This window comes from Kribbella sp. NPDC104740, assembly GCF_055583505.1.
In genome coordinates this window covers 482300-505744 of the sequence record NZ_JBVJNV010000004.1, presented here as the reverse complement: position 1 = coordinate 505744, position 23445 = coordinate 482300, and the positions used below count along the sequence as shown (strand labels likewise).

General features: G+C 70.0%; 23 protein-coding genes and 1 pseudogene. 10 read left to right on the top strand and 14 right to left on the bottom strand.

Going from position 1 to position 23445, the window contains the following annotated elements:
- Nucleotides 1–59: 59 nt before the first annotated feature.
- The gene (locus ACZ6Z4_RS23520) at nucleotides 60–476 is read left to right on the top strand and encodes a MarR family winged helix-turn-helix transcriptional regulator (protein ID WP_465568294.1); all 417 of its coding nucleotides are present in this window, start codon (nucleotides 60–62) and stop codon (nucleotides 474–476) included.
- Here ACZ6Z4_RS23520 and ACZ6Z4_RS23515 read toward each other — a convergent pair whose 3' ends face one another.
- The 6 genes from ACZ6Z4_RS23515 to ACZ6Z4_RS23490 form a co-directional block, all read right to left on the bottom strand.
- A complete protein-coding gene (locus ACZ6Z4_RS23515) occupies nucleotides 477–1283 on the bottom strand; it encodes a carbohydrate ABC transporter permease (protein ID WP_465568291.1) in 807 nt (268 codons plus the stop codon).
- Complete coding sequence (locus ACZ6Z4_RS23510) at nucleotides 1280–2152, bottom strand: carbohydrate ABC transporter permease (protein WP_465568287.1); 873 nt, start codon at nucleotides 2150–2152, stop codon at nucleotides 1280–1282. The genes ACZ6Z4_RS23515 and ACZ6Z4_RS23510 overlap by 4 nt, the downstream gene beginning before the upstream one ends.
- Complete coding sequence (locus ACZ6Z4_RS23505) at nucleotides 2149–3486, bottom strand: extracellular solute-binding protein (RefSeq protein WP_465568284.1); 1338 nt, start codon at nucleotides 3484–3486, stop codon at nucleotides 2149–2151. The genes ACZ6Z4_RS23510 and ACZ6Z4_RS23505 overlap by 4 nt, the downstream gene beginning before the upstream one ends.
- Nucleotides 3487–3659: 173 nt before the next feature.
- Nucleotides 3660–4865 carry a threonine ammonia-lyase gene (gene ilvA / locus ACZ6Z4_RS23500; protein ID WP_465568281.1) on the bottom strand — a complete coding sequence of 402 codons (1206 nt, stop codon included), beginning with the start codon at nucleotides 4863–4865 and terminating at the stop codon, nucleotides 3660–3662.
- Between the two features lie 9 nt (nucleotides 4866–4874).
- Nucleotides 4875–5519, bottom strand: coding sequence for a TetR/AcrR family transcriptional regulator (locus ACZ6Z4_RS23495; protein ID WP_465569264.1), 645 nt, complete (start codon nucleotides 5517–5519; stop codon nucleotides 4875–4877).
- Nucleotides 5520–5556: 37 nt separating this feature from the next.
- Nucleotides 5557–6573 carry an NAD-dependent epimerase/dehydratase family protein gene (locus ACZ6Z4_RS23490; protein WP_465568278.1) on the bottom strand — a complete coding sequence of 339 codons (1017 nt, stop codon included), beginning with the start codon at nucleotides 6571–6573 and terminating at the stop codon, nucleotides 5557–5559.
- 94 nt (nucleotides 6574–6667) lie between these two features.
- Here ACZ6Z4_RS23490 and ACZ6Z4_RS23485 point away from each other — a divergent pair, with 94 nt between their 5' ends.
- The gene (locus tag ACZ6Z4_RS23485) at nucleotides 6668–7993 is read left to right on the top strand and encodes an aminoglycoside phosphotransferase family protein (protein WP_465568276.1); all 1326 of its coding nucleotides are present in this window, start codon (nucleotides 6668–6670) and stop codon (nucleotides 7991–7993) included.
- A 9-nt stretch (nucleotides 7994–8002) separates the two neighbouring features.
- On the top strand, nucleotides 8003–8944 hold the full coding sequence (locus ACZ6Z4_RS23480; protein ID WP_465568273.1) for an aldo/keto reductase: 942 nt from the start codon (nucleotides 8003–8005) through the stop codon (nucleotides 8942–8944).
- 10 nt (nucleotides 8945–8954) lie between these two features.
- On the opposite strand, the gene ACZ6Z4_RS23475 is transcribed toward ACZ6Z4_RS23480, so the two are convergent.
- Genes ACZ6Z4_RS23475 through ACZ6Z4_RS23465 form a run of 3 tightly spaced genes read right to left on the bottom strand, consistent with a single transcriptional unit; the run spans nucleotide 8955 to nucleotide 11487 of the window.
- Complete coding sequence (locus ACZ6Z4_RS23475) at nucleotides 8955–9758, bottom strand: ABC transporter permease (protein ID WP_465568270.1); 804 nt, start codon at nucleotides 9756–9758, stop codon at nucleotides 8955–8957.
- Nucleotides 9758–10540, bottom strand: coding sequence for an ABC transporter permease (locus tag ACZ6Z4_RS23470; protein WP_363665390.1), 783 nt, complete (start codon nucleotides 10538–10540; stop codon nucleotides 9758–9760). Before ACZ6Z4_RS23470 ends, ACZ6Z4_RS23475 begins: the two co-directional genes overlap by 1 nt.
- On the bottom strand, nucleotides 10540–11487 hold the full coding sequence (locus ACZ6Z4_RS23465; protein WP_465568266.1) for an ABC transporter ATP-binding protein: 948 nt from the start codon (nucleotides 11485–11487) through the stop codon (nucleotides 10540–10542). Before ACZ6Z4_RS23465 ends, ACZ6Z4_RS23470 begins: the two co-directional genes overlap by 1 nt.
- A 135-nt stretch (nucleotides 11488–11622) precedes the next feature.
- Here ACZ6Z4_RS23465 and ACZ6Z4_RS23460 point away from each other — a divergent pair, with 135 nt between their 5' ends.
- The gene (locus ACZ6Z4_RS23460) at nucleotides 11623–12222 is read left to right on the top strand and encodes a choice-of-anchor C family protein (RefSeq protein WP_465568263.1); all 600 of its coding nucleotides are present in this window, start codon (nucleotides 11623–11625) and stop codon (nucleotides 12220–12222) included.
- A gap of 17 nt (nucleotides 12223–12239) precedes the next feature.
- Here the strand turns inward: ACZ6Z4_RS23460 and ACZ6Z4_RS23455 are convergent, their stop codons facing one another.
- A complete protein-coding gene (locus ACZ6Z4_RS23455; RefSeq protein ID WP_465568260.1) occupies nucleotides 12240–12998 on the bottom strand; it encodes an SDR family oxidoreductase in 759 nt (252 codons plus the stop codon).
- Nucleotides 12999–13116: 118 nt separating this feature from the next.
- On the opposite strand from ACZ6Z4_RS23455, the gene ACZ6Z4_RS23450 reads away from it, so the two are divergent.
- Complete coding sequence (locus ACZ6Z4_RS23450; protein ID WP_465568257.1) at nucleotides 13117–13647, top strand: MarR family winged helix-turn-helix transcriptional regulator; 531 nt, start codon at nucleotides 13117–13119, stop codon at nucleotides 13645–13647.
- The gene (locus tag ACZ6Z4_RS23445) at nucleotides 13644–15254 is read left to right on the top strand and encodes an MDR family MFS transporter (RefSeq protein WP_465568254.1); all 1611 of its coding nucleotides are present in this window, start codon (nucleotides 13644–13646) and stop codon (nucleotides 15252–15254) included. Before ACZ6Z4_RS23450 ends, ACZ6Z4_RS23445 begins: the two co-directional genes overlap by 4 nt.
- Nucleotides 15255–15315: 61 nt before the next feature.
- Here the strand turns inward: ACZ6Z4_RS23445 and ACZ6Z4_RS23440 are convergent, their stop codons facing one another.
- From ACZ6Z4_RS23440 to ACZ6Z4_RS23430, 3 genes are all read right to left on the bottom strand, one after another.
- Entirely contained in the window at nucleotides 15316–16581 is a 1266-nt protein-coding gene (locus tag ACZ6Z4_RS23440; protein WP_465568251.1) for an AI-2E family transporter, read from the bottom strand.
- A 28-nt stretch (nucleotides 16582–16609) separates the two neighbouring features.
- Nucleotides 16610–17974 (bottom strand): glutamate mutase L, encoded by a 1365-nt coding sequence (locus ACZ6Z4_RS23435; protein ID WP_465569262.1) that lies wholly within the window; start codon nucleotides 17972–17974, stop codon nucleotides 16610–16612.
- Between the two features lie 216 nt (nucleotides 17975–18190).
- Entirely contained in the window at nucleotides 18191–19339 is a 1149-nt protein-coding gene (locus ACZ6Z4_RS23430; RefSeq protein ID WP_465569260.1) for a cystathionine gamma-synthase, read from the bottom strand.
- A 165-nt stretch (nucleotides 19340–19504) separates the two neighbouring features.
- On the opposite strand from ACZ6Z4_RS23430, the gene ACZ6Z4_RS23425 reads away from it, so the two are divergent.
- The 3 genes from ACZ6Z4_RS23425 to ACZ6Z4_RS23415 all read left to right on the top strand — a co-directional run bounded on the left by ACZ6Z4_RS23425 (nucleotide 19505) and on the right by ACZ6Z4_RS23415 (nucleotide 21800).
- Complete coding sequence (locus tag ACZ6Z4_RS23425) at nucleotides 19505–20086, top strand: hypothetical protein (protein WP_465568248.1); 582 nt, start codon at nucleotides 19505–19507, stop codon at nucleotides 20084–20086.
- An 8-nt stretch (nucleotides 20087–20094) separates the two neighbouring features.
- Nucleotides 20095–21183, top strand: a complete 1089-nt coding sequence (locus tag ACZ6Z4_RS23420; protein ID WP_465568245.1) for a hypothetical protein — start codon at nucleotides 20095–20097, stop codon at nucleotides 21181–21183.
- A gap of 191 nt (nucleotides 21184–21374) precedes the next feature.
- Complete coding sequence (locus tag ACZ6Z4_RS23415; protein ID WP_465568242.1) at nucleotides 21375–21800, top strand: hypothetical protein; 426 nt, start codon at nucleotides 21375–21377, stop codon at nucleotides 21798–21800.
- On the opposite strand, the pseudogene ACZ6Z4_RS23410 reads toward ACZ6Z4_RS23415, so the two are convergent.
- Nucleotides 21779–21907 (bottom strand): annotated as a pseudogene (locus ACZ6Z4_RS23410) (TetR/AcrR family transcriptional regulator); the annotation flags it as partial. The gene ACZ6Z4_RS23415 and the pseudogene ACZ6Z4_RS23410 overlap by 22 nt on opposite strands.
- Between ACZ6Z4_RS23410 and ACZ6Z4_RS23405 the strand changes: the two are divergent.
- Nucleotides 21902–23407 carry an MMPL family transporter gene (locus ACZ6Z4_RS23405; RefSeq protein ID WP_465568239.1) on the top strand — a complete coding sequence of 502 codons (1506 nt, stop codon included), beginning with the start codon at nucleotides 21902–21904 and terminating at the stop codon, nucleotides 23405–23407. The pseudogene ACZ6Z4_RS23410 and the gene ACZ6Z4_RS23405 overlap by 6 nt on opposite strands.
- Nucleotides 23408–23445 lie beyond the last annotated feature (38 nt).

The following is a 23445-nucleotide window of genomic DNA, read 5'->3' as shown; positions in this document are numbered from 1 at the left end:
TAATGTCTAGGCATTAAATGCGTTTGCATTGAATGCGCATGCATGATAACGTCGCGCTCGTGACCGACACGAAGGTCAGTACGACGACCGCCTCGGCTGACGTGCGCGAGTGGCGCGAGCTCCTCGCCCGCCACGCCGACCTCAGCTGCGCGCTCGACCGCGAGCTGCAGGCGGGCCACGCGCTGGGGATGAGCGAGTACGAGGTGCTCGAGCGGCTCGCCGAGTTGCCCGAGCAGTCCGCGAAGGTCCAGACCATCGCCAAGTCGGTGCACCTGAGCCAGAGCGCGCTGTCCCGCGTGATCGGCCGGCTGGAGACCGCCGGCCTGGTCGAGCGGCACATGTGCCCCGACGACCGCCGCGCGGTCAAGGTCCGGCTCACCGACGAGGGCCTGCTGCGTCAGACCGAGGCGCAGCCGACCCAGCGCCGCGTCCTCGCCGACCGGCTGCACTCCCCCTTGCTCAAGTCCTGCGAGTAGCTACTCCCGTACGGCGCCTTCCAGCATCCCGGCGATGAAGTGCCGCTGCAGGAACGCATAAACCAGTACGACGGGCAGCCCCACGATCACCGCGCCCGCGGCGAGCAGCGTGAACCCCGACGTGTACTGACCCGAGAAGAACGCCAGCCCCAGCGGCGCCGTCCGCAGCGACTCACTCGTCACCATCACCAGCGGGATCAGGAACTCGTTCCAGGTCCACATGAAGACCAGCACGATCAGCGTCACCAGCGCCGGTCGCGCGGGCGGGACCAGCACCCGCCACAGCGTCCGCCAGTGCCCGGCGCCGTCCAGCCGGGCCGCCTCGACCAGCGACCGGCTCGACGACCGGAAGTAGGCCCGCATCCAGAAGGTGCCGAAGGCAACGGACTGCGCGACCTGCGGCAGCGCGACCGCCCAGTAGGTGTCGGTCAGCCCGAGCGTGCGCAGGTCGAAGTACAGCGGGACGACGATCGCCTCGGTCGGCATCATGATGCCGAGCAGGAACAGGTAGAACAGCACCCCCGCGCCGCGGAACCGCATCGTCCCGAACGCGTAGCCGGACAGGATCGACAGCAGAACGCTCACGACGACCACCGACACGGACACGAGCAGGCTCATCCGCAGATACGTCCCGAAGTGCCCGATCTCCCAGGCCTTGCCGAAGTTCCCGAACCCGCTCGACCCGCTGCCGGCGTCGTCCGGCCCGAGCGCGGCCGTGACGATCGACACGATCGGCGCCAGCGCGAAGCACCCGAAGACGACCAGCAGCAGGTAGTTGCCGAACCGCTCTCCCGCCGAGGCCTTCATCCGCGGTCCGCGATCCGGTTGACCCCGAGCGTGATCAGGAAGATCAGCACCGTCAAGCACACTCCGATCGCCGCCGCCGAGCCGACCTGCCCGAGCTCGAACGCCCGGTGGTACACCTCGTACGACGGCACGCTGGTCGACGTACCGGGTCCCCCGCTGGTGGTCACGTAGACCAGGTCGAACGTCCGCAGCGCGGCGATCACGGTCAGCGTGACGGCGACCGCGATCTCACCCCGTACGGCGGGCAGCACCACGGCGAAGAACTCGCGGACCGGCCCGGCGCCGTCCAGCCGCGCCGCCTCGTACCGCTCGCGCGGGATCCGCGCCATCCCGGCCAGTAGCAGCACGGTCACCAGCCCGGTCTCGAACCACGTCCCGATCACCCCCACCGCGGGCAGCGCGAACGCGTAGTCACCGAGCCACCCGCGCGCCAGCCCGTCCAGGCCGACCGCCCGCAGTACGTCGTTCAGCGGACCGTCCGGCGCGTAGATGTGGCGCCAGGCAACGGCCACCACGACCATCGCGACGACCTGCGGCAGGAACACCACAGTCCGGAAGAACGCGAGCCCGCGCACCCGCGCCCGCCGCAGCACCGACGCCAGCGCGAGCCCGATGACGACCGGCAGCACCGAGTAGAAGATCAGCAGCACCAGCGCGTGCCCGAACGCCGCCCGCAGCCCGGCGTCCGCGACCACGTCGGCGTAGTTGCTCAGGCCAACGAACTTGCCGAGCGAGATCCCGTCCCACTCGAACAGCGACAGGTGCACCGCGCGGCCAAGCGGGTAGAGCAGGAACAACCCGTACACGACCAGCGCGGGCAGGATGTAGAGGTAGCCGATCTTGCGCGGTTCGCCGGGCGGTGAGCTCACTTGCCGGCGAACTTGCTGTAGTCGGCCTCCAGCTTGTCGACGAACTGCTGCGGCGTCGCCTTCTTCGCCATCAGGTCCTGCAGCGCGGCGCCGAGCGTGTCGTACATGGTCGGGGTCGCGTAGTCGAGGTACGGCACCAGGCCCTCCTGGTCGACCGCCGTACCGAAGGCGGCGAAGACGTCCTTGGCCAGTCCGGCCGGGGCCTGCTGCTGGCCGGTGTCGGCGATCGGCAGGTTGCCGGTGGCGGTCAGCACCTTCATCGCGTCCGGGCTGGTGATGAAGTTGATGTACGCCGCCGCGGCGTCCTTGTTCTTGGCCTTGTTGGTCATCGCGAACGGCAGACCGGTACCGCCGGTGATCACGGGCTTCGCCGAAGCGTCCGTGCCCGGCGGGAGCATGAAGCCGACCTTGGCGCCGAGCGCCTTCTGCAGGTCGGCCTGCAGCCAGGTCCCGGCGATCAGGAAGACGCCGTTGCCCTTGCCGAAGTCCTGCCAGGCCGGGTCGTAGCCCTGGCCGTTGAAGCCGTTGTTGAAGTAGCCCTTGTCCACCCAGGAGACGAGGTTCTCGGCGGCCTTGGTGTTCTCCGGCGTCTTCCAGGACGCGCCGGGCCGCCCGAACGCGAGTGTGGTGATCTGGTCGGCCGGGGTGGTCTTGTCCTGCACGGTGCCGAAGACGTGGATGGCCGGCCACTTGTCCAGGTTGCCGAGCTGCATCGGCAGCTCGCCGCCGGCCTTGGCCTTGGCCAGCGCGTCCTCGAACTCCGCCCACGTGGTCGGCGGCTGGATCCCGAGCTTGGAGAGCTTGTCCTTGTTGTAGTAGAGCCCGACCACCTCACCGACCTGCGGCAGGCCGTACAGGTTGCCCTCGCCGAACGTCTTGCCGTCCGCGGAGTACCGCGAGTACTGCATCACCGACGCCGGGTACCGGCTGCCCCAGTCGTACGCCTTCGCCCACTCGTCCAGCGGCACCAGCTGACCGGCCTTCACGAACTCACCCATGTCGGACCGGCCGTTGTTCGCCTGTACGACGTCCGGCGCGTCGTTGCCGGTCAGCGCCAGCCGCAGCTGCGTCTTCAGGTCGTCGAAGGACCGCGAGACCCGCTTGATCTTGATGTTCGGGTACTTGGCCTCGAACTGCTTGATCAGCTCGGCCATCTGCGCCGCCTGCCCGCCGCGGACCTCCTGGTCCCACACGGTCAGGCTGACATCCCCCAGCGAGGCGGCGTCGGTCTTCACCGAGCTCGGCGCGCTCGCACCCCCCTCGGGGGTCTCGGCTCCCGGCGTACAGGCGGTGGCCAACAACAGTGCTGCAGCCGCTAGGGCAACGACCTTCACAACGGCATGTCTGACGGTTCCCCGCCGTAGCGAGCAGGTGCTCGGTGCGGTAGCTCGGAGTGCTGGAGGGAAGCCCTCGATGTTCTTCCATCGTGGGCTTTTCTCCAGTGCTCCGAGGTGCCGTGCCGAGTGCCGCGCAGTAGGCGGGGAATCGTCAGACATGCCGTTGCTCCTCAGTTCAAGGTGTAGGTGTATCCGTTGGCGCTCAGGCTGTTCAATACCCGCATCCGGTGCTCCTCACCCCGGGTCTCCAGCTGCAGCGCGACCTCGACCTCGTCCAGGTCGAGGGTCTCGGAGATGCGTTCGTGCAGGACCTCGATCAGGTTCGCCTCGACCTCGGCCAGCCGGGTCAGCAGCGTGGCCAGACCGCCGGGGGTGTCCGGGATCCGCACCCGCAGCGACAGGTAGCGACCGGCGGCCGCCATACCGTGCCGCAGCACGCGCATCAGCAGCACCGGATCGATGTTGCCACCGGACAGGACCACGACGACCGGTGGCTTGAACCGCTTCGGATCGTCCAGTACGGCGGCGACCGCGGCCGCGCCCGCGGGCTCGACCACCAGCTTCGCGCGCTCGAGCACCAGCAAGAGGGCCTTGGACAACGAGTCCTCGCCGACCGTGAGCACCTCGTCGACGTACGCCTGGATCGCCGCGAACGGCACCTGACCGGGCAGCCCGACCGCGATCCCGTCGGCCATCGTGCTCATCCGCTCCAGCGCGACCGGCTCGCCGGCCAGCAGCGAGGCCGGGTACGCCGCGGCGCCCTTCGCCTGCACCCCGACGACGCCGATCGGCATCCCGTCGCGCTGCATCGCCGACGCGATCCCCGCGATCAGCCCACCACCACCGGTCGGTACGACGACGGTCCGCACCTGCGGGCACTGCTCGACGATCTCCAGCCCAGCGGTCGCCTGCCCGGCGACGATGTCCGGGTGGTCGAACGGGTGGATCAGCACCGCTCCGGTCTCCGCCTCGAACTCGCGCGCGGCGCGCAGGCAGTCGTCGATCGACGTCCCGACGAAGCGGATCTCCGCGCCGTACGCGCGGGTCGCGTTCTCCTTCGGGATCGGAGCGCCGTACGGCATGAAGACGGTCGCCTTGATCCCGAGCAGCTGCGCCGCGAGCGCGACGCCCTGCGCGTGGTTCCCGGCGCTGGCCGCGACCACACCGCGCGCCTTCTCCTGCTTCGACAGCCGCGCCATCCGCACGTACGCGCCGCGCAGCTTGAACGAGCCGGTCCGCTGCAGGTTCTCGCACTTCAGGAAGACGTCACCGCCGACCAGGTCGCTCAACCACCGCGAGTACTCCAGCGGCGTCGGCGCCACGACGTCGTGCAGCAGATCCGCTGCCCGGGCAATCTCCGCCGCTGTGATGCTCACCAGCCCACACTAACCAGAGCGGGCTTGTTTCTGGCGGTGTTTTCCCGCGGACAGGATCACGTCGAGCTGGTCGAGCGGCGGCGGTGGGACCGGGAACGGCGCCTGGCCGTTCGGGCGCAGGCCGTCCAGCATCAGCGCGAGGTAGCGGCGCCAAAGGTCCTCCGACGTGCTGCGGCTCATCTCGAACGCCGGGCCGAGCAGGGCGAAGATCGCGGCGACATCCTGTGGCGCGGCGTCCGGCCGGACCACGCCGGCGGCGCGGGCGCGCTCGAACAGCTCGGTCACCGCTTCGAAGACCTGCGGCCAGATCCGGGCCTGCTCCTGGTCGTTGCCCTGTCCGGTGAGCGTCTCGTACAGCCCGCGATCGGCGACCTGCCGCACCGCGTTCCGCTCGAAGAACAGCACCAGCCCTTCCCACGGGTCCTCGACCGCGAGCGCGTCGCGCGCGTCCCGCGCGATCGCGCTGGTCGCGTCGGCGAGCACCTCGGCGGCGATCGCCTGCTTGTTCGGGAAATGCCGGTACGCCGTACCGGTGCCGACGCCCGCGTGCCGGGCGATGTCGTCGAGCGTCGCCCCGAACCCGCGCTCGGCGAACACCTCCCGCGCCGCAGCAACCAGCTTGGCGCGGTTGCGCGCGGCGTCGGCCCGAACCATCACAGCGCGCTCCGGTCAATCGGCTCGGCTCGGCTCATCACAGCGCCTCGTGCTCGATCAGGCTCTCCGCGCAGCCCAGCACGGTCTCGGCGGCCGGGCGCGGCGTCCAGCCCAGGACGCGCTGCGCCTTCGCGGTGGTGTGCCGGTTGCGGCGTCCGAGCGACATGGTGATCGACCGTAGTTGCTGGTCCCGGATCGCCGCCAGCCGGACCAGGAAGTCCGGCAACTGCCGGGTCGAGACCTTCGCGCCGCGCTCCCCCAGCCCGTCCTTCAGCACCCGCGCGATGTCGCGCATCCAGACGAACTCGCCGGTCCCCAGGAACCGCTCACCGGCGGCCTCGGGCGCGACCATCGCCCGGACGTGCAGGTCGGCCAGATCCCGGACGTCGACCACCTCGAGCCCGATCCGCGGCACACCGGGCATCGCGCCCCGGACCATCCGGGCGATGATCTCCACCGAGCCGAGATTGGCCGGCGTCAGGATCGGCCCGAACACCGCGCCCGGCAGCACCGTGGTGAGCCGCGTCGGACCGTCGTACGCGGCCATGAAGTCCCAGACCGCCTTCTCCGCCAGGGTCTTCGACCGCCGGTACGCCGGGAGCTTCGGGTCGTCGACCGTCCACAGTGTCTCGTCGGTGACACCCTCGGTCCCGTACGACGCGGGTGAGGCCGCGTTGGCCGCCGACGTCATCACCACCCGCTGGACGCCTTCGGCGGTCGCCGCGCGAAGCACGCGCAGCGCACCCTCGCGCGCCGGGACGATCAGCGCGTCCGGGTCGTTCGAACCGCCGTCACCGAGCGGGGACGCGACGTGCAGGACGTGGTCGACGCCCTTCATCGCGTCTGCCCAGCCGTCGTCGGACATCAGGTCGGCGACCGCGAACCCGAGCCGCTCACCGGGATCCACGGCGGCGCTCACCGCCTCGCGGACCGCGTCGCCCTTGACCAGGCTGCGCACGGTCGTCCGGACGTCGTACCCACGCTCCAGCAGCGTGACGATGCACCAGCCGGCCACGTACCCGGTCCCGCCCGTCACCAGCACGGTCTCTGCCATCGTTGCCGTCCTCTAAACGGAGATACTCTCTCCGAATAAAAGTAGCAGATGAAATCGGGTTCACCAGGAGGCGCCGGGGCCCTAGGATTCCGCGATGAGTGCAGCAGGCAGTGACCACACCGGTGCGACGGCGAAGCCGGAGAGCGGTCGATCGCCGGCGACCATGACCGCCGTGGTCATCCGCCCGGGCGACGAAGCTGTGCTCGTTCTGCCCACCGGACTGCCCCGGGTCGAACTGCCGGAGGAGGTCTGGTTCCCCGACGTCGATCGCGTGGTGCGCGCGTTCCGCGAGCAGCTCGGAATCGAGGCGGTGGTCCTCGAATGCCTCGACGCGGAAGGCCCGGACTACCTGATGGTGGCCGAAGGCAACATTCCGGCCGGCGCCCGCTGGGTCTCCGGCCTGGACCACCCGCTGGTCACGGCCGCGGGCAAGCTCCTCGCCCGGCCCGCCGGATCGCCGCTGCTTCCTCCGTGGACCCGCCCCGAGTGGTACGACGAGGCGCTGGCCTGGATCGACGAGCAGGTCCAGCGCACCGGACCGCTGCAGCAGGTCCGCTCCTGGGGCCTCTCCAACGTCTTCCGGGTGCCGGAAGACGCTTATTTCAAGGCGATCACGCACTCCTCGACCGTCGTCCCCGACCACGCCGACGCCCGCCCGCTGCTCTTCGCCCACGAGCCCGCCTTCCTCCAGCGCCTGTCCGCCGAACGCCCCGGTCTCGTCGTCGAGCCGCTCACCGTCGACGAGAAGCGCGCTTGGATGCTGCTCCCCGACCTCGGCGAACCGCTCGCGATCCAGGACGACCTCGACCAGTGGTCGACGGCGATCCGCACCCACGCCCAGCTCCAGCGCAGCTACGTCGACTCCCCCGACGCCCTGCTCGCGATGAGCTGCACCGACCGCCGCCTCGACCAGCTCGAGGCGGCGATCGACGACGTGCTCGGCGCGAACGAGCTGACCGCCGACCTCACTCCCGCCGAACGCGACCAGCTCGCCACCCGCGGCCCCGCGCTGCGCGAAGCGATCGCCGAGCTCGCGGCCATCGGCGTACCGGAGACGCTCCTGCACGGCGATCTCCATCCGCGGAACATCGCCGTACGGGACGGCCGGGCACTCGCCTTCGACTGGACCGACGCGTGCCTCGCGCACCCGTTCCTCGATCTCGTCACCTTCGTCGAGGGCCGGTCACCGCACTCGCGCGATCCGCAGGTGCTGGACGCTTATCTCACCGAGTGGCTCGACTACGCGCCGATGCCTGCACTGCGCCGCGCACTCGAGCTGGCGAACCAGATCGGCGCCCTCCACCAGGCGGTCACCTACCTGCACCTGGTCGACAGCCTCAGCGGCCCGAGCCGCGCGTCGATGCGCTCCGGCGGCGTCTGGTGGCTGCGCAAGATCGCGACCGGCGAGCGGCCCGGATAGGTTGGCCGTATGACCCTGCAGATGCGCCCGCTCGGCTCCTCCGGTATCGACGTCAGCACCATCGGGCTGGGGGCGTGGCAGCTCGGCCGGTCGTCGAGCTGGCCGACCGGGCCGGACCCGGACGAGGCGGTCCGGATCGTGCACTCCGCACTGGATGCCGGGATCAACTTCATCGACACCGCCCCGGCGTACGCCGACGGGCAGAGCGAGCTCAACGTCGGTACGGCGCTGCAGAGCGTCCCGCGCGAGCAGGTCGTGCTCTGCACCAAGGTCGGCCCGACGCACGACGGGCGCACCGACTGGTCGGTCGACGCGATCGCGACGTCGGTCGAGGGCAGCGCGCGCCGGATGGGCGTCGAGCACATCGACGTGGTCGTCCTGCACAGCCCGCCGCCGGAGGTGCTGACCAGTGCCGAGCACTACGCCGCCCTGGAAACCCTGCGGGACAAGGGGATGATCCGTGCGTTCGGCGCATCGGTCGACTGGGACGCCGACGTCCGCACGGTCCTGGCCACCGACTCGCAGGCTGCCGAGGTCCGGATGTCCGCGCTCTTCCAGGAGACCTGGCCGAGCGTCACCGAGGCGCCCGCCCACGGCGTCGGCGTGATCGTCAAGGTCCCGCTGGAGTCCGGCTGGCTCTCCGGCCGGTACGACGCCACCAGCACGTTCGACGACGTCCGGTCGCGCTGGTCCGCCGAGGACGTTGCGCTGCGCGCCGGCCTGGTCGACGAGCTGCGCGAGCTGCTGCCGCCGGGTGTCAGCCTGGTCGACGCGGCGGTGCAGTTCCTGCTCGCGAACGACGGTGTCTCGACGGTCATCCCCGGCACCCGCTCGGTCGACCACCTGGAGACCAGCATCGACGCGGTCGCCAACCCGCTGCCCGCGGAGACCGTCGAGGCGATCCGCGCTTGGTACGCCGACCGCTTGGGCACGCAGCACCTGGACTGGTGAGCGAGCCCGCCTACTTCAGCAGCAGCTTCCCCAGGCGCCGGGAGGCGACGTACATCCCTGCGGTGCCCATCGCGATCAGGTAGAGCGCGTTGATCAGCAGGGTCCAGCTCACCGTGCCGGTGGTCAGCGCGCGTTCCAGCGCGACGCCCTGGTACAGCGGGGTGATCTCGACCAGCCAGCGGATCGCGCCGGGGTAGGTCTCGATCGGGTAGAACGTCGCCGAGAACAGGAACATCGGCATCGTCGCCAGCTGGACGAACTCGAAGTCCTGCCAGCTGCGCATGAACGTCGTCATCGCCATCCCGGCACCGGCGAACGCGTACCCGATCAGGACCGAGGCCGGCAGCGCCAGCAGCGCCCACCACGACTCGACCAGGCCCATGATCAGCATCACCACGATGAACGCCGCCGAGTAGCAGGCGCCGCGCAGCAGCGCCCAGGTCACCTCGCCGGTCGCGACGTCCCACGGCCGCAGCGGCGTCGCCAGCATCGAGTCGTACAGCCGGGCGTACTTCATCCGGAAGAAGATGTTGTACGTCGAGTCGAAGATCGCGCCGTTCATCGCCGAGCTGGCCAGCATCGCGGGCGCCACGAACGCGGCGTACCCGATCGCCGTACCGTCGGCCAGCGTGAAGTCGCCGACCAGTTGCGCGACGCCGATGCCGATCGAGAGCAGGTAGAAGACCGGCTCGAAGAAGCCGGACACGAACACGACCCAGGACCGCTTGTAGACCAGGAAGTTGCGCTCGACCAGATGCCGGCCGCTGCCGAGGCGGACCGGCAGCGGCAGCACGCGCGCGGTGAGAGTGGCCATCAGCTGATCAACCTCCGGGTCAGGCCGCGGACCGCGAACCACGTACCGACGACGAACCACGCCGCCAGGTAGGCCAAGTTGCCGAGCGCGGCCAGCGGGTCGACCGTGCCCAGGCTCAGGTCACGCGACAGCTCGACGCCGTGCCACAACGGGCTCAGGTAGGCCAGCCACTCGATCCAGTTCGGCAGTTGGGAGACCGGGAAGAAGGCGCCCGAGAACAGGAACGCCGGCACGACGCCGAACCGGAAGATCATCGCGAAGCCGGAGTCGTTCTCCAGCCGGGTCGCGACCGCGCAGACCGGCGCGGACGCCGCCATCCCGACCAGCAACGCGACCGGCAGCGCGAACAGCCCCCACGCCGTCGCCAGCCCGCCGAACGCCGCGATCACCACCAGGAACACCGTGCAGGTGGTCAGCACCCGGAAGCCGACGAACGCCAGCTGCCCGTACATCACGTCGGCCGGCCGCAGCGGGGTCGCGATCATCGAGAAGTAGAACTTCTGCCACTTGATCCCGCCCATCACCGGGTACGTCGACTCGCCGACCGCGATCTGCAGCGCGGTCGCGGCGAGCAGACCGGGCGCGATGAACTGCAGGTAGCTGATCCCACCGAGCGCGCCGGACCCGTTGTCGTCGACGAACGAGCCGAGCCCGATTCCCATCGCGGCCAGGTAGAGCAGTGGCAGCAGGAAGCTGCTGACCAGGCTGCCCTTCCAGGTCCGTTTGTAGACCGTCGCCCAGTAGTCGAACTGACGGCGGCCGTTCTCCACGACGACGCTCATCAGTCGACCAGCGTCCGGCCGGTCAGCCGCAGGAACACGTCCTCGAGCGTCGACCGCCGCACCAGTACGGCGGCCGGCTGCAGCCCACGCTCGTGCACCGCCGCGACCGCGCGCTCACCGTCGTCGGTGTAGAGCAGCAGCCGGTCGGGGAGCACCTCGATCCGCTGCGCGAGGTCCTCGACCTTCCCGGCCAGCGCGTCGTGGTCGGACGACATCACCTCGGGCCCGAACCGCAGCTCGGTCACCTCACGGGTCGAGTAGTCCCGGATCAGCTCGGACGGCGAGCCCTCGGCGGCGATCAGGCCGGCGTCCATCACGACCAGCCGGTCGCACAGCTGCTCGGCCTCGTCCATGTAGTGCGTGGTGATGATGAGCGTGACCCCGGCCTGCTTGAGCCGGAACAGCTTGTCCCACAGCAGGTGCCGGGCCTGCGGGTCGAGGCCGGTGGTCGGCTCGTCGAGCAGCAGCAGGTCGGGCTTGCTGACCAGGGACCGGGCGATCGTCAGCCGCCGCTTCATCCCGCCGGACAGCTCGTCGACCTTCACCTTGGCCTTGTCGGTCAGCGCGACGAACTCCAGCAGCTCGTCGGCGCGCTCCCGGCAGTCGGCGCGGCTGAGCCCGAAGTACCGGCCGTAGACGGTCAGGTTCTCGTGCACGGACAGCTCGGTGTCGAGCGTGTCGTCCTGCGGGCAGACCCCGAGCCGGGCCCGGATCGCCGGCCCGTCGGCCGCCGGGTCCATCCCGAGGATCCGCAGCTCACCACCGCTGACCGGCGAGACCGCGCCGATCATCCGCATCGTCGAGGACTTGCCCGCCCCGTTCGGCCCGAGGAACCCGAACGCCTCGCCCCGCAGCACGTCCAGGTCGATCCCGCGCACCGCCTCGAACCCGCCGTACGCCTTGGTCAGCCCACGCGCGTGGACCAGGGACTCCCGCTGCTCACTCACCCTGCAGACCCTAGACGCCGCCGCCGACAAACTTCTTGTCGATTTGCCCCCCACGCCGTCCGCCGCGCCGATCGCGGAGGGTGACCGCACACTGACTGTTAGGACCCGTCCGTCCGTTCTGCCTGGGGAGGCCTCGTGAAGTTCCGTCGTACGTCGTTCCTGCTCGCCCTCAGCACCGCCCTCGTCGCCCTGACCGCGTCACCCGCGTCCGCCGCATCGATCGTCGCCAGCGGCTTCGAGACACCTCGCCTGACCGTCGAGTTCAAAGGCTTCGGCACCGGCCAGCAGCTCGACGGCTGGACCGTGACGTCCGGAGGCGTCGACCTGACCACCGACTGGCAGGACGCCGAAGGCCGTCAGTCCCTCGACCTGAACAGCTCCAGCCCGGGCGCGGTCGCGCGCTCGTTCCCGACGCAGCTGCTGACGACGTACAAGGTGACGTACGCGCTGGCCGGCAACACCGAAGGCCCGCCGACCCTCAAGTCCGGCCGCGTGTCGGTGAACGCGCAGGAGGTCGACACGTTCACCTTCGACGTCACCGGCAAGTCCAACGCGAACATGGGCTGGACCTACCGCACCTTCTACTTCACCAACCTGTTGAACAGCACGGCAACGCTGGAGTTCGCCAGCACGTCACTGCAGGCCTGGGGCCCGGTGATCGACGACGTCAAGGTCGACAGCTGTCTGCTCGTGCTCTGCCCGGCCGGGGCCTCGCAGGTCAACCGGATCAGCTGAAGCCGGTACGCCGGTCGCTAGCCGCGGCCGGCGTACGGCATGCCGGCGGCCATCACCGTCAGCGTCGGTACGGCGACCGACGTCGGCAGCAGCGCGACCCGCGCCACGAAGTCCGCGACGATCCGCGGGTCGAAGGTCGGCTCGACCGCGGTCGAGCCGTCGGGCTGCAACGCGCCCTGCTCCATCCGCTCGGTCATCGCGGTGGCGGCGTTGCCGATGTCGATCTGGCCGGCGGTGATGCCGTGCGAGCGGCCTTCGAGCTCGAGACCCTTGGTCAGGCCGCTGACCGCGTGCTTGGACGCCGTGTACGCGATGGCGTGCGGCCTCGGGACGTGAGCCGAGATCGAGCCGTTGTTGATGATGCGGCCGCCCTTGGGGTCCTGCCGCAGCATCAGCGCGAACGCCGCCTGGGCGCACAGGAACGACCCGGTCAGGTTGGTGTCGACGACGGCCCGCCAGTCGTCCTCGCCGACCTCCTCGACCGGCGCCGCCGGCATCCCGGTCCCGGCGTTGTTCACCAGGACGTCGATCCGCGACAGGCTCGCGAAGAACTCCCGGACCGCCGCGCCGTCGATCACGTCGAGCACCGCCGTCCGGACCTCGCCGACCCCGGCATCCCCGACCGCGTCGATCTCCTCGGCCGCCGCCGCGGTCTCGCGCAGCTTGGCCTCGGTCCGCCCGGTCACGGTCACCTGGAACCCGGCCGCGGCCAGCGCCAGCGCCATCTCCCGCCCGAGCCCGGACCCACCGCCGGTGACCACCGCGATCCTCTGCATGCCCGTCCCCAATCCGTTCGGTGACCGCCAGACTACGGGCGGTTAATCATTGGCGATTCTCGGAACATCTTAGGAAACTCATTTGCATGCATCACGCATGCATGTATATGCTTGCACCATGCATGTAAATGACGGGTACGCCCCGCAGACCCCGGTCGAGGGGGTCCTGCACGCGTTCACCCGGATCGGGCGGCGGCTGAAGGCCAAGCAGCCCGGTGACTCGCTCGACCAGAGCGCCCACCTGGTGCTCTTCGTCCTGCGGTGCAACGGCGCGCTGCGGCTGTCCGACCTGGCCAACAAGATGGAGATCGACGCCTCCACCGCCAGCCGGCACGTTCGCTCGCTGGAGCAGGCCGGGCTGGTCCAGCGCTCGGCCGACCCCGACGACGGCCGCGCCTTCCGGGTCGAGCTGACCGCCGAGGGCACGGCCTCCTGGGAGGAGAACGCGCGCCGCCGGATGGCGCTGCTCACCCAGGCCATGGAGGGCTGGTCCGAGCAGGACATCAAGAACTTCGAGCAGTTGATGACGCGGTTCGCCGACGGCGTCGCGAACCTCACCGACGCACGCGACGACAAGTCCTGGGCCGACAAGGGCTGGGCCGCCGCCGCGCGACTGAACACCGAACAGAACGTGGAGAGCACCAGATGAGCACCACCGAGCCCGCCGTCAGCGGCGGCGCCCCGCCCGATCCGAACACCCCGAGCTACCTGTCCCACAAGCAGATCCTGGTCGTCCTCGGCGGCCTGATGGCCGGCATGTTCCTGGCCGCGCTCGACCAGAGCATCGTCGGGACCGCGCTGCCGCAGATCGTCAGCGAGTTCAACAGCCTGGACAAGCTGTCCTGGGTGGTCACGGCGTACCTGCTGACCTCGACCGCCTCCACCCCGCTGTGGGGCAAGATCTCCGACCTGTACGGCCGCCGCCCGCTGTTCATCGCGGCGATCGTCACCTTCCTGGCCGGCTCCGTGCTGGCCGCGCTGGCGCAGAACATCGAGATGCTGATCGGCTTCCGGGCCGTCCAGGGCCTCGGCGCCGGTGGCCTGATGTCGCTGGCCTTCGCCACCATCGGCGACGTGATCCCGCCGCGCGAGCGCGGTAAGTACATGGGGTACTTCGGTGCCGTCTTCGGCCTCTCCTCGGTGGCCGGCCCGCTGCTCGGCGGTCTGCTCACCGACGGTCCGGGCTGGCGCTGGATCTTCTGGATCAACCTGCCGATCGGCCTGGTTGCCCTGGGCATCGTCGGCGCGGTGCTGAAGCTGCCGCACGTGAAGCGTTCGCACAAGATCGACTACCTGGGCGCCGCTGTGGTCACCGCCGCGGTCACCACGCTGCTGCTGGCCGTCTCCTGGAGCGGCCCGGACAACGGCTGGGGTTCGGCCACCACGATCGGCCTGCTGGTCGCGGCCGTCGTGCTCGCCGTCGCCTTCGTCTTCGTCGAGCTGCGGGTCGCCGAGCCGATCATCCCGATGGACCTGTTCAAGGGCCGGATCTTCTCCGGGTACGCCGGGTTCGCGTTCCTGCTCGGTTTCGCGATGTTCGGTGCGCTGATCTTCCTGCCGCTGTACCTGCAGGCGGTCAAGGACCTGTCGCCGACCCGGTCGGGCCTGGCGCTGCTGCCGATGATCGTCGGCATCTTCAGCGCCTCGATCCCGAGCGGTCAGCTGATGAGCCGGACCGGCCGGTACAAGATCTACCCGATCATCTCCGCGGTCCTGGTCGGCGGCGCGATGGTGCTGCTGTCCACGCTGAGCATGAGCACGCCGTACTGGCAGCTCGCGATCTACATGTTCGTGATGGGTTCCGGCCTGGGCCTGTCGATGCAGATCACCGTCACCGCCGCGCAGAACAGCGTGCCCCGCAAGCACATGGGCACCGCGACCTCGACGATGACGTTCTTCCGCTCGATGGGTGGCGCGATCGGTACGGCCGTGTACGGCGCGGTGCTGACCAGCCGGCTCACCGACCACCTCGGCGACATCGTCCCGAGCTCGGCGCAGAACATGGTCGGCATGCTGGCCAAGGCGGCCAACAGCGTCCAGGCCCTGCACGCGCTGAAGGAGCCGATGAAGGGCTGGGCCCTGCTCGGTCTGGTCGAGGCGATGGGCGACGTCTTCCTGGTCTCGCTGCCGTTCCTCGCGATCGCCCTGGTGGTCGCGATCATCACCCCGGAGCAGCGCCTGGCCGGCCGCGACGACGCCCCGAAGGACGGCGAGGAGCCGAACCTCGAGGCCTCCGCAGCCGCCGCCATGCACTGACCCGTACGACGAAAAGCAGCCGCCCCCGGGGACTCCCGGGGGCGGCTGTTCTCGTCTTTGGTCAGACCGTGTCGGTCGCCGGTGGACGCCGTGGTCTTCGTGGCAGCGGTCGTGGTGGTTCCGGGTCGACGTCGTTGCCCGCGAGGTGGTTCACGATCGTGTTCAGGACCGCCGCTGTCGGTACGGCGATCAGCGCGCCGACGATGCCCGCGACCACGACGCCGGTCGCGATCGACAGGATGACGGCCAGCGGGTGCACGCTCACCGCGCGGCCGAGCAGGAACGGCTGCAGGACGTGCGCCTCCAGCTGCTGCACACCGATCACCACCGCGAGCATGATGATCGCGACCAGCGGGCCCTTGGCAACGAGCGCGACCAGGACGGCGACGATGCCGCTGACCAGCGCGCCCACGACCGGGACGAAGGCGCCGACGAAGACCAGGATCCCGATCGCGCTCACCAGCGGCAGGCCGAGGATCGCCGCACCGAGCGCGATACCGATCGCGTCCACCGCCGCGACGATGATCGTCGCGCGCACGAACGCGGTCAGCGAGACCCACGCCTTGCGGCCGGACGAGTCCGCCTTCTCGCGGGCCTGGCGCGGGAACAGCCGGACCAGCCAGGCCCAGATCTGCTCACCCTGGTACAGGAAGAAGAACAGCGAGAACAGCGCGATGAACAGGCCCGCGACGACGTGCGTGGCCGTCGTACCGACCTCTGCGGCCCGCTGACCGATCGCGCCGCCGGACATCACGGTGTCGCGCAGCCGGTTGAGCGCGTCGGTGATGTCGGCGTCCGTGACGTTCAGGTTGATCCGGGCCAGGTCGCGCAGCTTCTGAACACCCTCGCCGACCTGGGTCGACAGGTTCTCGAACTGGGTCGCGATCTGCGTCCCGACCAGCGTCAGCAGGCCGGCCACGAGCACGATCGTGAAGATCACCGTGATCCCGGCCGCGGGCCCGCGGGCGAGCTTCGCCTTCTGCAGCGCGTTGGTGATCGGGATCAGCAGCGCGGTGAGCAGGATCCCGACGGTCACCGGGACGACGACCTCGGACAGGTAGCGCATCGCGTACGCGATCACGAGCACCGCCGCGACCACGACCAGGAACCGCCACGCCCAGGCGCTGGCGATCTGCATCCCCGGCGTCACCCCGGTGTCCACCGCGCCACGACTCGACGCGACCACCAGATGGTCCTCCGCCGGGCCCGGTACGACGGTGTCGCTGACCCCCTCGGCGACGTCGTTGTCGGCGACCGGACTCGGCTCGTCCCGACCCACCTCCGGTACGTCGGACCGCTCCTGCTCCGGCTTGTCCGGTTCGCTCATGGCACCTCCCCAGGGTTCGTCCCTGACCCTAGTGCCCGGTGGCGACCGATCCATGTAGCTCGGCGCCGATCCCGCGCGCCAGTCCCTCGGCAGCCACCGGATCCACCTCGGCGAGCAGCCCCACGCCCGCGAGCACGTAGTCCTTGTCGACACAGACCTTGGCTGTCGTCGGGACCAGCCAACCCTCCTCCTGCGCGTTGCGCCCGACCGCTCCGAGGATCCGCTCGGCCACCTCGGGCCCGTTGTGCCGCAGCACTCCCCCGGACCCGACCAGCAGGTCGACCTCCCGCAGGTCCTTCCCCGACCGCTCGATCACCCGCCCACCCGAGCTGAACACGACCCGCTGCCGCCCCGCATGCCGCCGGAGGGCGACGGTCGCCGCGATGGTCGCCAACTGCTCGTCGTACGCCGCCTCCTGCTCGCTGTCCGGCAGGTACGCCGGATCCTCGTGCCTTCTACTCGCTGCTTGCTGCAGAGTTGGTGACTCTTCCAGCAGCCCGGCCTCCACACCGGCCTCCACCACCGGAACCGCACTCCACCGCATCCCGAGATCCCCCTCGACCGTCCGCGTCACCGGATGCGTCGCGACGACCTCACGCCCCAGGTTGGCGTCCTCCGGGTCGAGCTCGATCACCGAGTGCACGTCGGTGGTCGCCCCGCCGATGTCCACCACCGCGACATCCCCGTGCAACCCCGCCAGCACCTCGACACCCCGCAGTACGACGTCAGGCGTAGCCGCCCGCACCATCCGCGCGAACGCCGGATCCTTCGACAGGTTCTTCCCGCCGATCACGTGCGCCAGGAACATCTCCCGGATCGCCGCCCGCGCCGAGTCCGGCGCGAACACCCCGATCTCCGGCACCACGTTGTCCGCCAGCACCGCCGGCACCCCACCGTCAGCGAGCAGCCCAGCAACCTCGTCCCGCGCCTCGACGTTGCCCGCAGCAACCACCGGCTTCCGCCACTTGTACTTCGCCAGCACCCCCGCCGCGCCGGTCAGCACCGCCGAGTTCCCCCCGTCGGTCCCGCCCAGCAACAACACCACATCAGGCTTCTCCCCCCTGAGCGCCTTCACCGACGAGGCAGTCAGCCCCCCACTGACAACCGCCACCACCCGCCCGCCACTGGACAAGGCAACCCGCCGCCCAGCCTCAGCAGTAACCAGCTCCTCGTTCCCCACCACAGCAATCCGCAGCCCACCCCCAGCCGACGAACAAGCCAACACCTCAGCCCGCTCCACTCCCCGATCAACCGCAACCAACTGCTCCCGGCAAGCAAACCACCCATCCAGCACGTCGGTCTCAACAGTCGTCCGATGCTCAGCCCGCCCGACAAGCTCCCCAGACCCAGCGTCCACAGCAATCGCCTTGGTGAACGTCGACCCGAAATCCACCGCCACCAGCAAACCCACGCCAACTACCGCCCCTCACCAACAACGCGCCACGCCACCCACGACCCCACGGCCTCTACCACCTTCCGCTTTCTCCGGCCGCCGCGGCCTCAGCCCCCGCAACCTCCCCGGCCGCATCCCCGCCGACCTCAACCCAGCGCAGAAACACCAACGCGACCCGCCACCAGCAAGGCAACGGGTCGCGCGGCATTCAGCAAATCACCCCATGGCGCGGTCAAGATCCTGCAGCAGGTCGTCGACGGTCTCGATCCCGACGCTCAGCCGGATCAGATCCGCCGGCACCTCCAGCGGCGTACCAGCGACCGAGGCATGCGTCATCTTCCCCGGGTGTTCGATCAGCGACTCGACACCACCCAGCGACTCACCCAGCGTGAACACCTCCGCCTTGTTGCAGATGTCCAGCGCGTGCTGCTCGCCACCGGTGACCCGGAACGACACGATCCCGCCGTACCGCTTCATCTGCTTCGCCGCCGTGTCGTGCCCCGGGTGACCCTCGACGCCCGGGTACAGCACCGAGGTCACCGCCGAGTGCCGCTGCAGAAACTCCACGACCTTCTCCGCGTTGTCGCTGTGCCGGTCCATCCGTACACCGAGCGTCTTGATCCCGCGCAGCACCAGCCACGCGTCGAACGGCCCCGCGACAGCACCGATCGCGTTCTGGTGGAACGCGATCTTGTCCGCCAGCTCGGCGTCGCGCACGATCAGCGCACCGCCGACGACGTCGGAGTGACCGCCCATGTACTTCGTGGTCGAGTGCACGACCACGTCGGCGCCGAGCTCCAGCGGCTGCTGCAGGTACGGCGAGGCGAAGGTGTTGTCGACGACCAGCAGCGCGCCGGCGTCGTGGGCGATCTGCGCGACGATCGCGATGTCGGCGACGTTCAGCAGCGGGTTGGTCGGGGTCTCCAGCCAGACCACCTTGGTCTTGCCGGGGCGGATCGCGGCCCGGATCGCCTCCGGGTGCGTGACCGCGGCTGGGGTCATCTCGACCCCCCAGTTCCCGAGCACCTTGGAGAACAGCCGGAAGGTGCCGCCGTACGCGTCGTCGGGGAAGACCACGTGGTCACCGGGCACGCACAGCGACCGGATCAGCGTGTCCTCGGCGGCCAGCCCGCTGGCGAACGCGAACCCGCGCTTGCCGCCCTCGATCGCGGCCAGACACTCCTCGAGCGCGCTCCGGGTCGGGTTCGCCGACCGGGAGTACTCGTAGCCGTTCCGCAGCCCGCCGACACCGTCCTGCTTGTAGGTGCTGGTCGCGTAGATCGGCGGCACCACCGAACCGGTGGTCGGGTCAGGCTCGTTCCCGGCGTGAATGGCAAGCGTCTCGAAGCCGTAGGGCTGGTTCATGTCCACCGAACCAATGTACGGCGTGGTTCTATCCGTTCCCGAATCGTGCCATCGGTGCTGTGGACAACTTTGCCGTCAGGTGCAGTCCGGCCTGCCTGTGGACAACGCTGTGCGTTGACCCCGGAATGCACCTAAATTTTCCTCGTTGAGCGAAAGGGATCCGGGATGAACACGCAGGACAGGCCGCTGGACGAGGACGACCTGGCGATGGCCGACCTCGCCGAGGTGCGGGACTGGACCGCCGTCGCCGGGCCGGACAGCGACGACACCGGGCCGGCTGTGGTGACCGCGCTGGTCAACCGCGTGATGGCCGCGACCGGCTGGGCGCCGTGGGACCTGGAGCCGGGCGAGACGATCGACGAGTCGGCGGCGTCCTGGGGGTTCACCACCCGGCGCGGTACGACGATGATCGTGTTCGACGGCCTGGTCTTCGCGGACTGCCGCAACTCCGGCTGGTCGGCGTACCAGATCGGGCCGGACGACATCGCCGACGCCGAGGACGGCCTCGACGCGCACTGGCCGGACCATCTCGCGCTGGCCCGCAAGCACTGGGGCGAGCCGGACTACGTCGGTGACGAGTCCAGCCCCGACTTCCTGGACGGGTGGGGCCCGGGCGCGGGCGCGGACCGGCGGCACCTGGCCGTCTGGGCCCGGCCGGGCGCGCAGCTGCACCTGTTCAGCAACAAGCCGACCAAAGACCCGCTGACTCCGGCGGTGGGCGTCAACTACGCGGTCTACATCGACTAGGAGATCCGATGAGCACACCGAACGAGGGACAGGGGTTGCAGCCGTGGACGCCCGGTGACGCGAAGGACGCCGCGGAGAAGCTGGCCGCGCTGAACCCGCGGGAGCAGCAGGCGCTGCGCGGCGTGATCCGTGCGGGCGCGGCCGCGATGGCGATCGTGAACAACGTCGCGCGCGGGATCCGCGTCGTCCGGAACACGATGACCCGGCTCAGCCAGCTCGCGCAGCGGCTCACCCGCACCGACCGCGCGCTCACCCCGCCGGAGCAGTCGCAGGGCGGCCGGCACCGCGCCGAGTCCTCCGGGCTGAGCATGCCGACGCGAGAGGCCGTCACCCAGGCCCGCGACACCGCGCTCGGCCTGGCGCGCGACGCCACGATGGCGACCGTACGGGCGACCGGCCGCGGGCTCGCCGCCGCGGGCCGTGGGCTCGCCGCGACCGGCCGCTGGGCCTGGTCGAAGGGCCGCGAGGGCCTGAGCGCCGCCGGCCAGTACGCCGAGGTTCAGGCGAACCGGGCCGACCAGTGGCTCGACCAGAAGCTGCAGCCGATCGCCGACAAGATCGACGAGAAGCTCGCCCCGATCGACGCGTGGGCGGACAAGACCTACGCGGCGGGCGCGGCCTGGGCCTCGGAGAACTACAACAAGGCGTCGACCGCGGTGAACCACCAGATCAGCAAGGGCGCCGCCCGGGCGAGCGCCGTACTGGCGGGTCTGGCCGCGAACCGGATGGACCCGACCGCCCGCGGCCAGCTCACCTCGCCGGACCAGAAGCTGCAGAAGCGCGAGACCCTGCTCGCGCAGAAGGCCGCCGAGTACTTCACCGCCCCCGAGAGCCAGCAGCCCGCCAAGGCCGCCGAGCTCGCGGCGTTCGTCCAGGCGGCGTACGCCAACCAGCAGAGCGGCCCGCAGCAGGGCGCGCCGGCCAACCGCGATGTGGAGGCCTCCCAGGCGATGTCCGCGGCCCTCACCGGGATCGCCCCGCCCGGCAACCGCGCCGAGGGCGCCGAACAAGGCACCCAGTCCGGCGACCAGCCCGGCACCGGCCGCCACCGCGCGCAGCCCGGCCAAGCCCCGAAGACCCCGGGCAAGGAAGTCTGATCCGAACACCAGCCTGAGGGCGATCAGAAGCACTGCCTGAGGGCGACCACAGCACCACCTGTGGTCGCCCTCAGGCATTTCAGGCTGTGGTCGCCCTCAGGCTTTCAAGCTTCTTCCGGCCGCAGCGACCTCAGCCCCGTGCGACCTCACCGGCCGCATCACCACCGGCCCTGGCCGCCGCTCAGCGCGGGATGTTGCCTCTTCCCGAGAGCACTGCGGTCGCCGCCTCCAGCAGCGTCTCGCGGATCTCCGTGTCGCTCAGCTGCGCCGGCTCCAAGCCTGACGACAGCACTGCGCCCACAACCTCCACCGCGGCCGCAGCGAGGACCCGGTCCTTCGGCTGCGGCTCCGGACCCGCCAGCCACAGCTGGAAGTTCCGGCTGCGCGCGATCAGCACGTCCAGGTCGTCGCCGAACGCCGCCAGCACCGCCGCGATGTCGCGCAGCACCGTCGGGCCGGTCCCCCGGTGCTTGATCACCACTTCCAGGTACGTCGTCAGCAGCTCCTGCTCGGCGGCCAGCGACCACGGCGTCGCCTCGACCCGCAGGAACACCGCGTTCATGTCGTCGAAGAACGTCCCGATGATCGCCTTCAGCAGGTCCTGCTTCGACGAGTAGTGGTAGTACAGCGACGCCTTGGTGATCCCGACCTGCTCGGCGATCTCGCGCAGGCTGGTCTTCTCGTACCCCTGCCCGCTGAACAGCTCGAGCGCGGCCCGGTGGATCTCGCCCTTGGTGTCGCGGGCTCTCGTCTCGTGCTGCAGGTCACCCAGGACCTGCAGACCATCCTGACCGTCGTCCTGTACGGCGTCGGCACCGACTACATCCTGTTCCTGCTCTTCCGGTACCGCGAGCGCCTGCGCGCCGGCGAGGAGCCGAAGCAGGCCCTGATCACCGCCGCGGGCCGGGTCGCCGAGGTGATCGTCTCCGCGGCCGGCGCGATCGTGGTCTCGTTCAGCGCGCTGCTGCTGGCCGTGTTCGGCGGGTTCAAGAGCCTCGGCCCGGGCCTCGCGATCGCGGTCGCGGTGATGGCCTTCGCCGCGATCACGCTGATCCCGGCCGTCGTCTCGCTGCTCGGCCCGAAGGTGTTCTGGCCGTCGAAGTCCTGGCAGCAGACGCCGAAGGGCGCGACCTTCAAGCGGCTCGGCCGGTTCACCGCGAAGCGCCCGGCCCTGGTCGCGACGATCTCCGGCGGCATCATGGTCGCGCTCGCCCTCGGCACGCTCGGAATGAAGATCGACTACGACGCGTTCGCGCAGCTCCCGGCCGACACCGAGTCGGCGCGGGCGATCAAGGACCTGCAGACCGGCTTCCCGGCCGGCGCGCTGAACCCGACGACCGTCTACGTGAAGAGCACCGACGGCAGCCCGCTCGACCCGGCCGAGCTCACGGCGTACGCCGGGAAGCTCGCGCAGGTCGACGGGGTCGGCGCTGTCCTGCCCGCCGCGGCCGACGGTTCGCCGGCGCTGCTCAGCAAGGACAAGACCGTTGCCCAGATCAACGTCGTGCTCGACGGCGCGCCGTACGCCGCGGAGTCGCTCGACCTGGTCGACGGTGCCCTGAAGGACGCGGCACACGCCGAAGCCCCGGCCGGTACCGCGACACTGCTCGGCGGCGTTTCGTCGTCGTACACGGACATCCGGGACGCCAACAGCCGCGACCTCTCGGTGATCTTCCCGGTCGCCGGCGGCCTGATCGCGGTCATCCTGGCGCTGCTGCTGCGCAGCCTGCTGGCGCCGCTGGTGCTGATGATCGCGGTGGTGCTCAGCTTCTTCAGTACGACGGGCGCCACGGTCCTGGTCTTCCAGGGCGCCGCCGGGCACGCGGGCGTGTCGTTCTCGCTGCCGATCATGCTCTACCTGTTCGTCGTTGCCATCGGCACCGACTACAACATCCTGATGATCGCCCGGCTGCGCGAGGAGGCCGAGCAGGGTATCGATCCACGGACCGCGGCCGACCTCGCGATCGAGCACGGCGGCCCGTCGGTCGCCGCGGCCGGGCTGATCCTGGCCGGCACCTTCTCCTCGCTGATGCTGGCCGGGATGGCGCTGCTCACCGAGATGGGCTTCTCGGTCGCCGTCGGGATCGCGATCTCGGCGTTCGTGATGTCGATCTTCCTGGTGCCGAGCGTCACCGCGCTGCTCGGAACGAAGGCCTGGTGGCCGCGGAAGCTGAAGAAGCGCGAGCCGGTGCCCGAGGACCGGGAGCTCGAACCGGTCGGTTAGACCCGCAGCCTGAGGGGTGCTGCGCAGCGAGGCCCGGA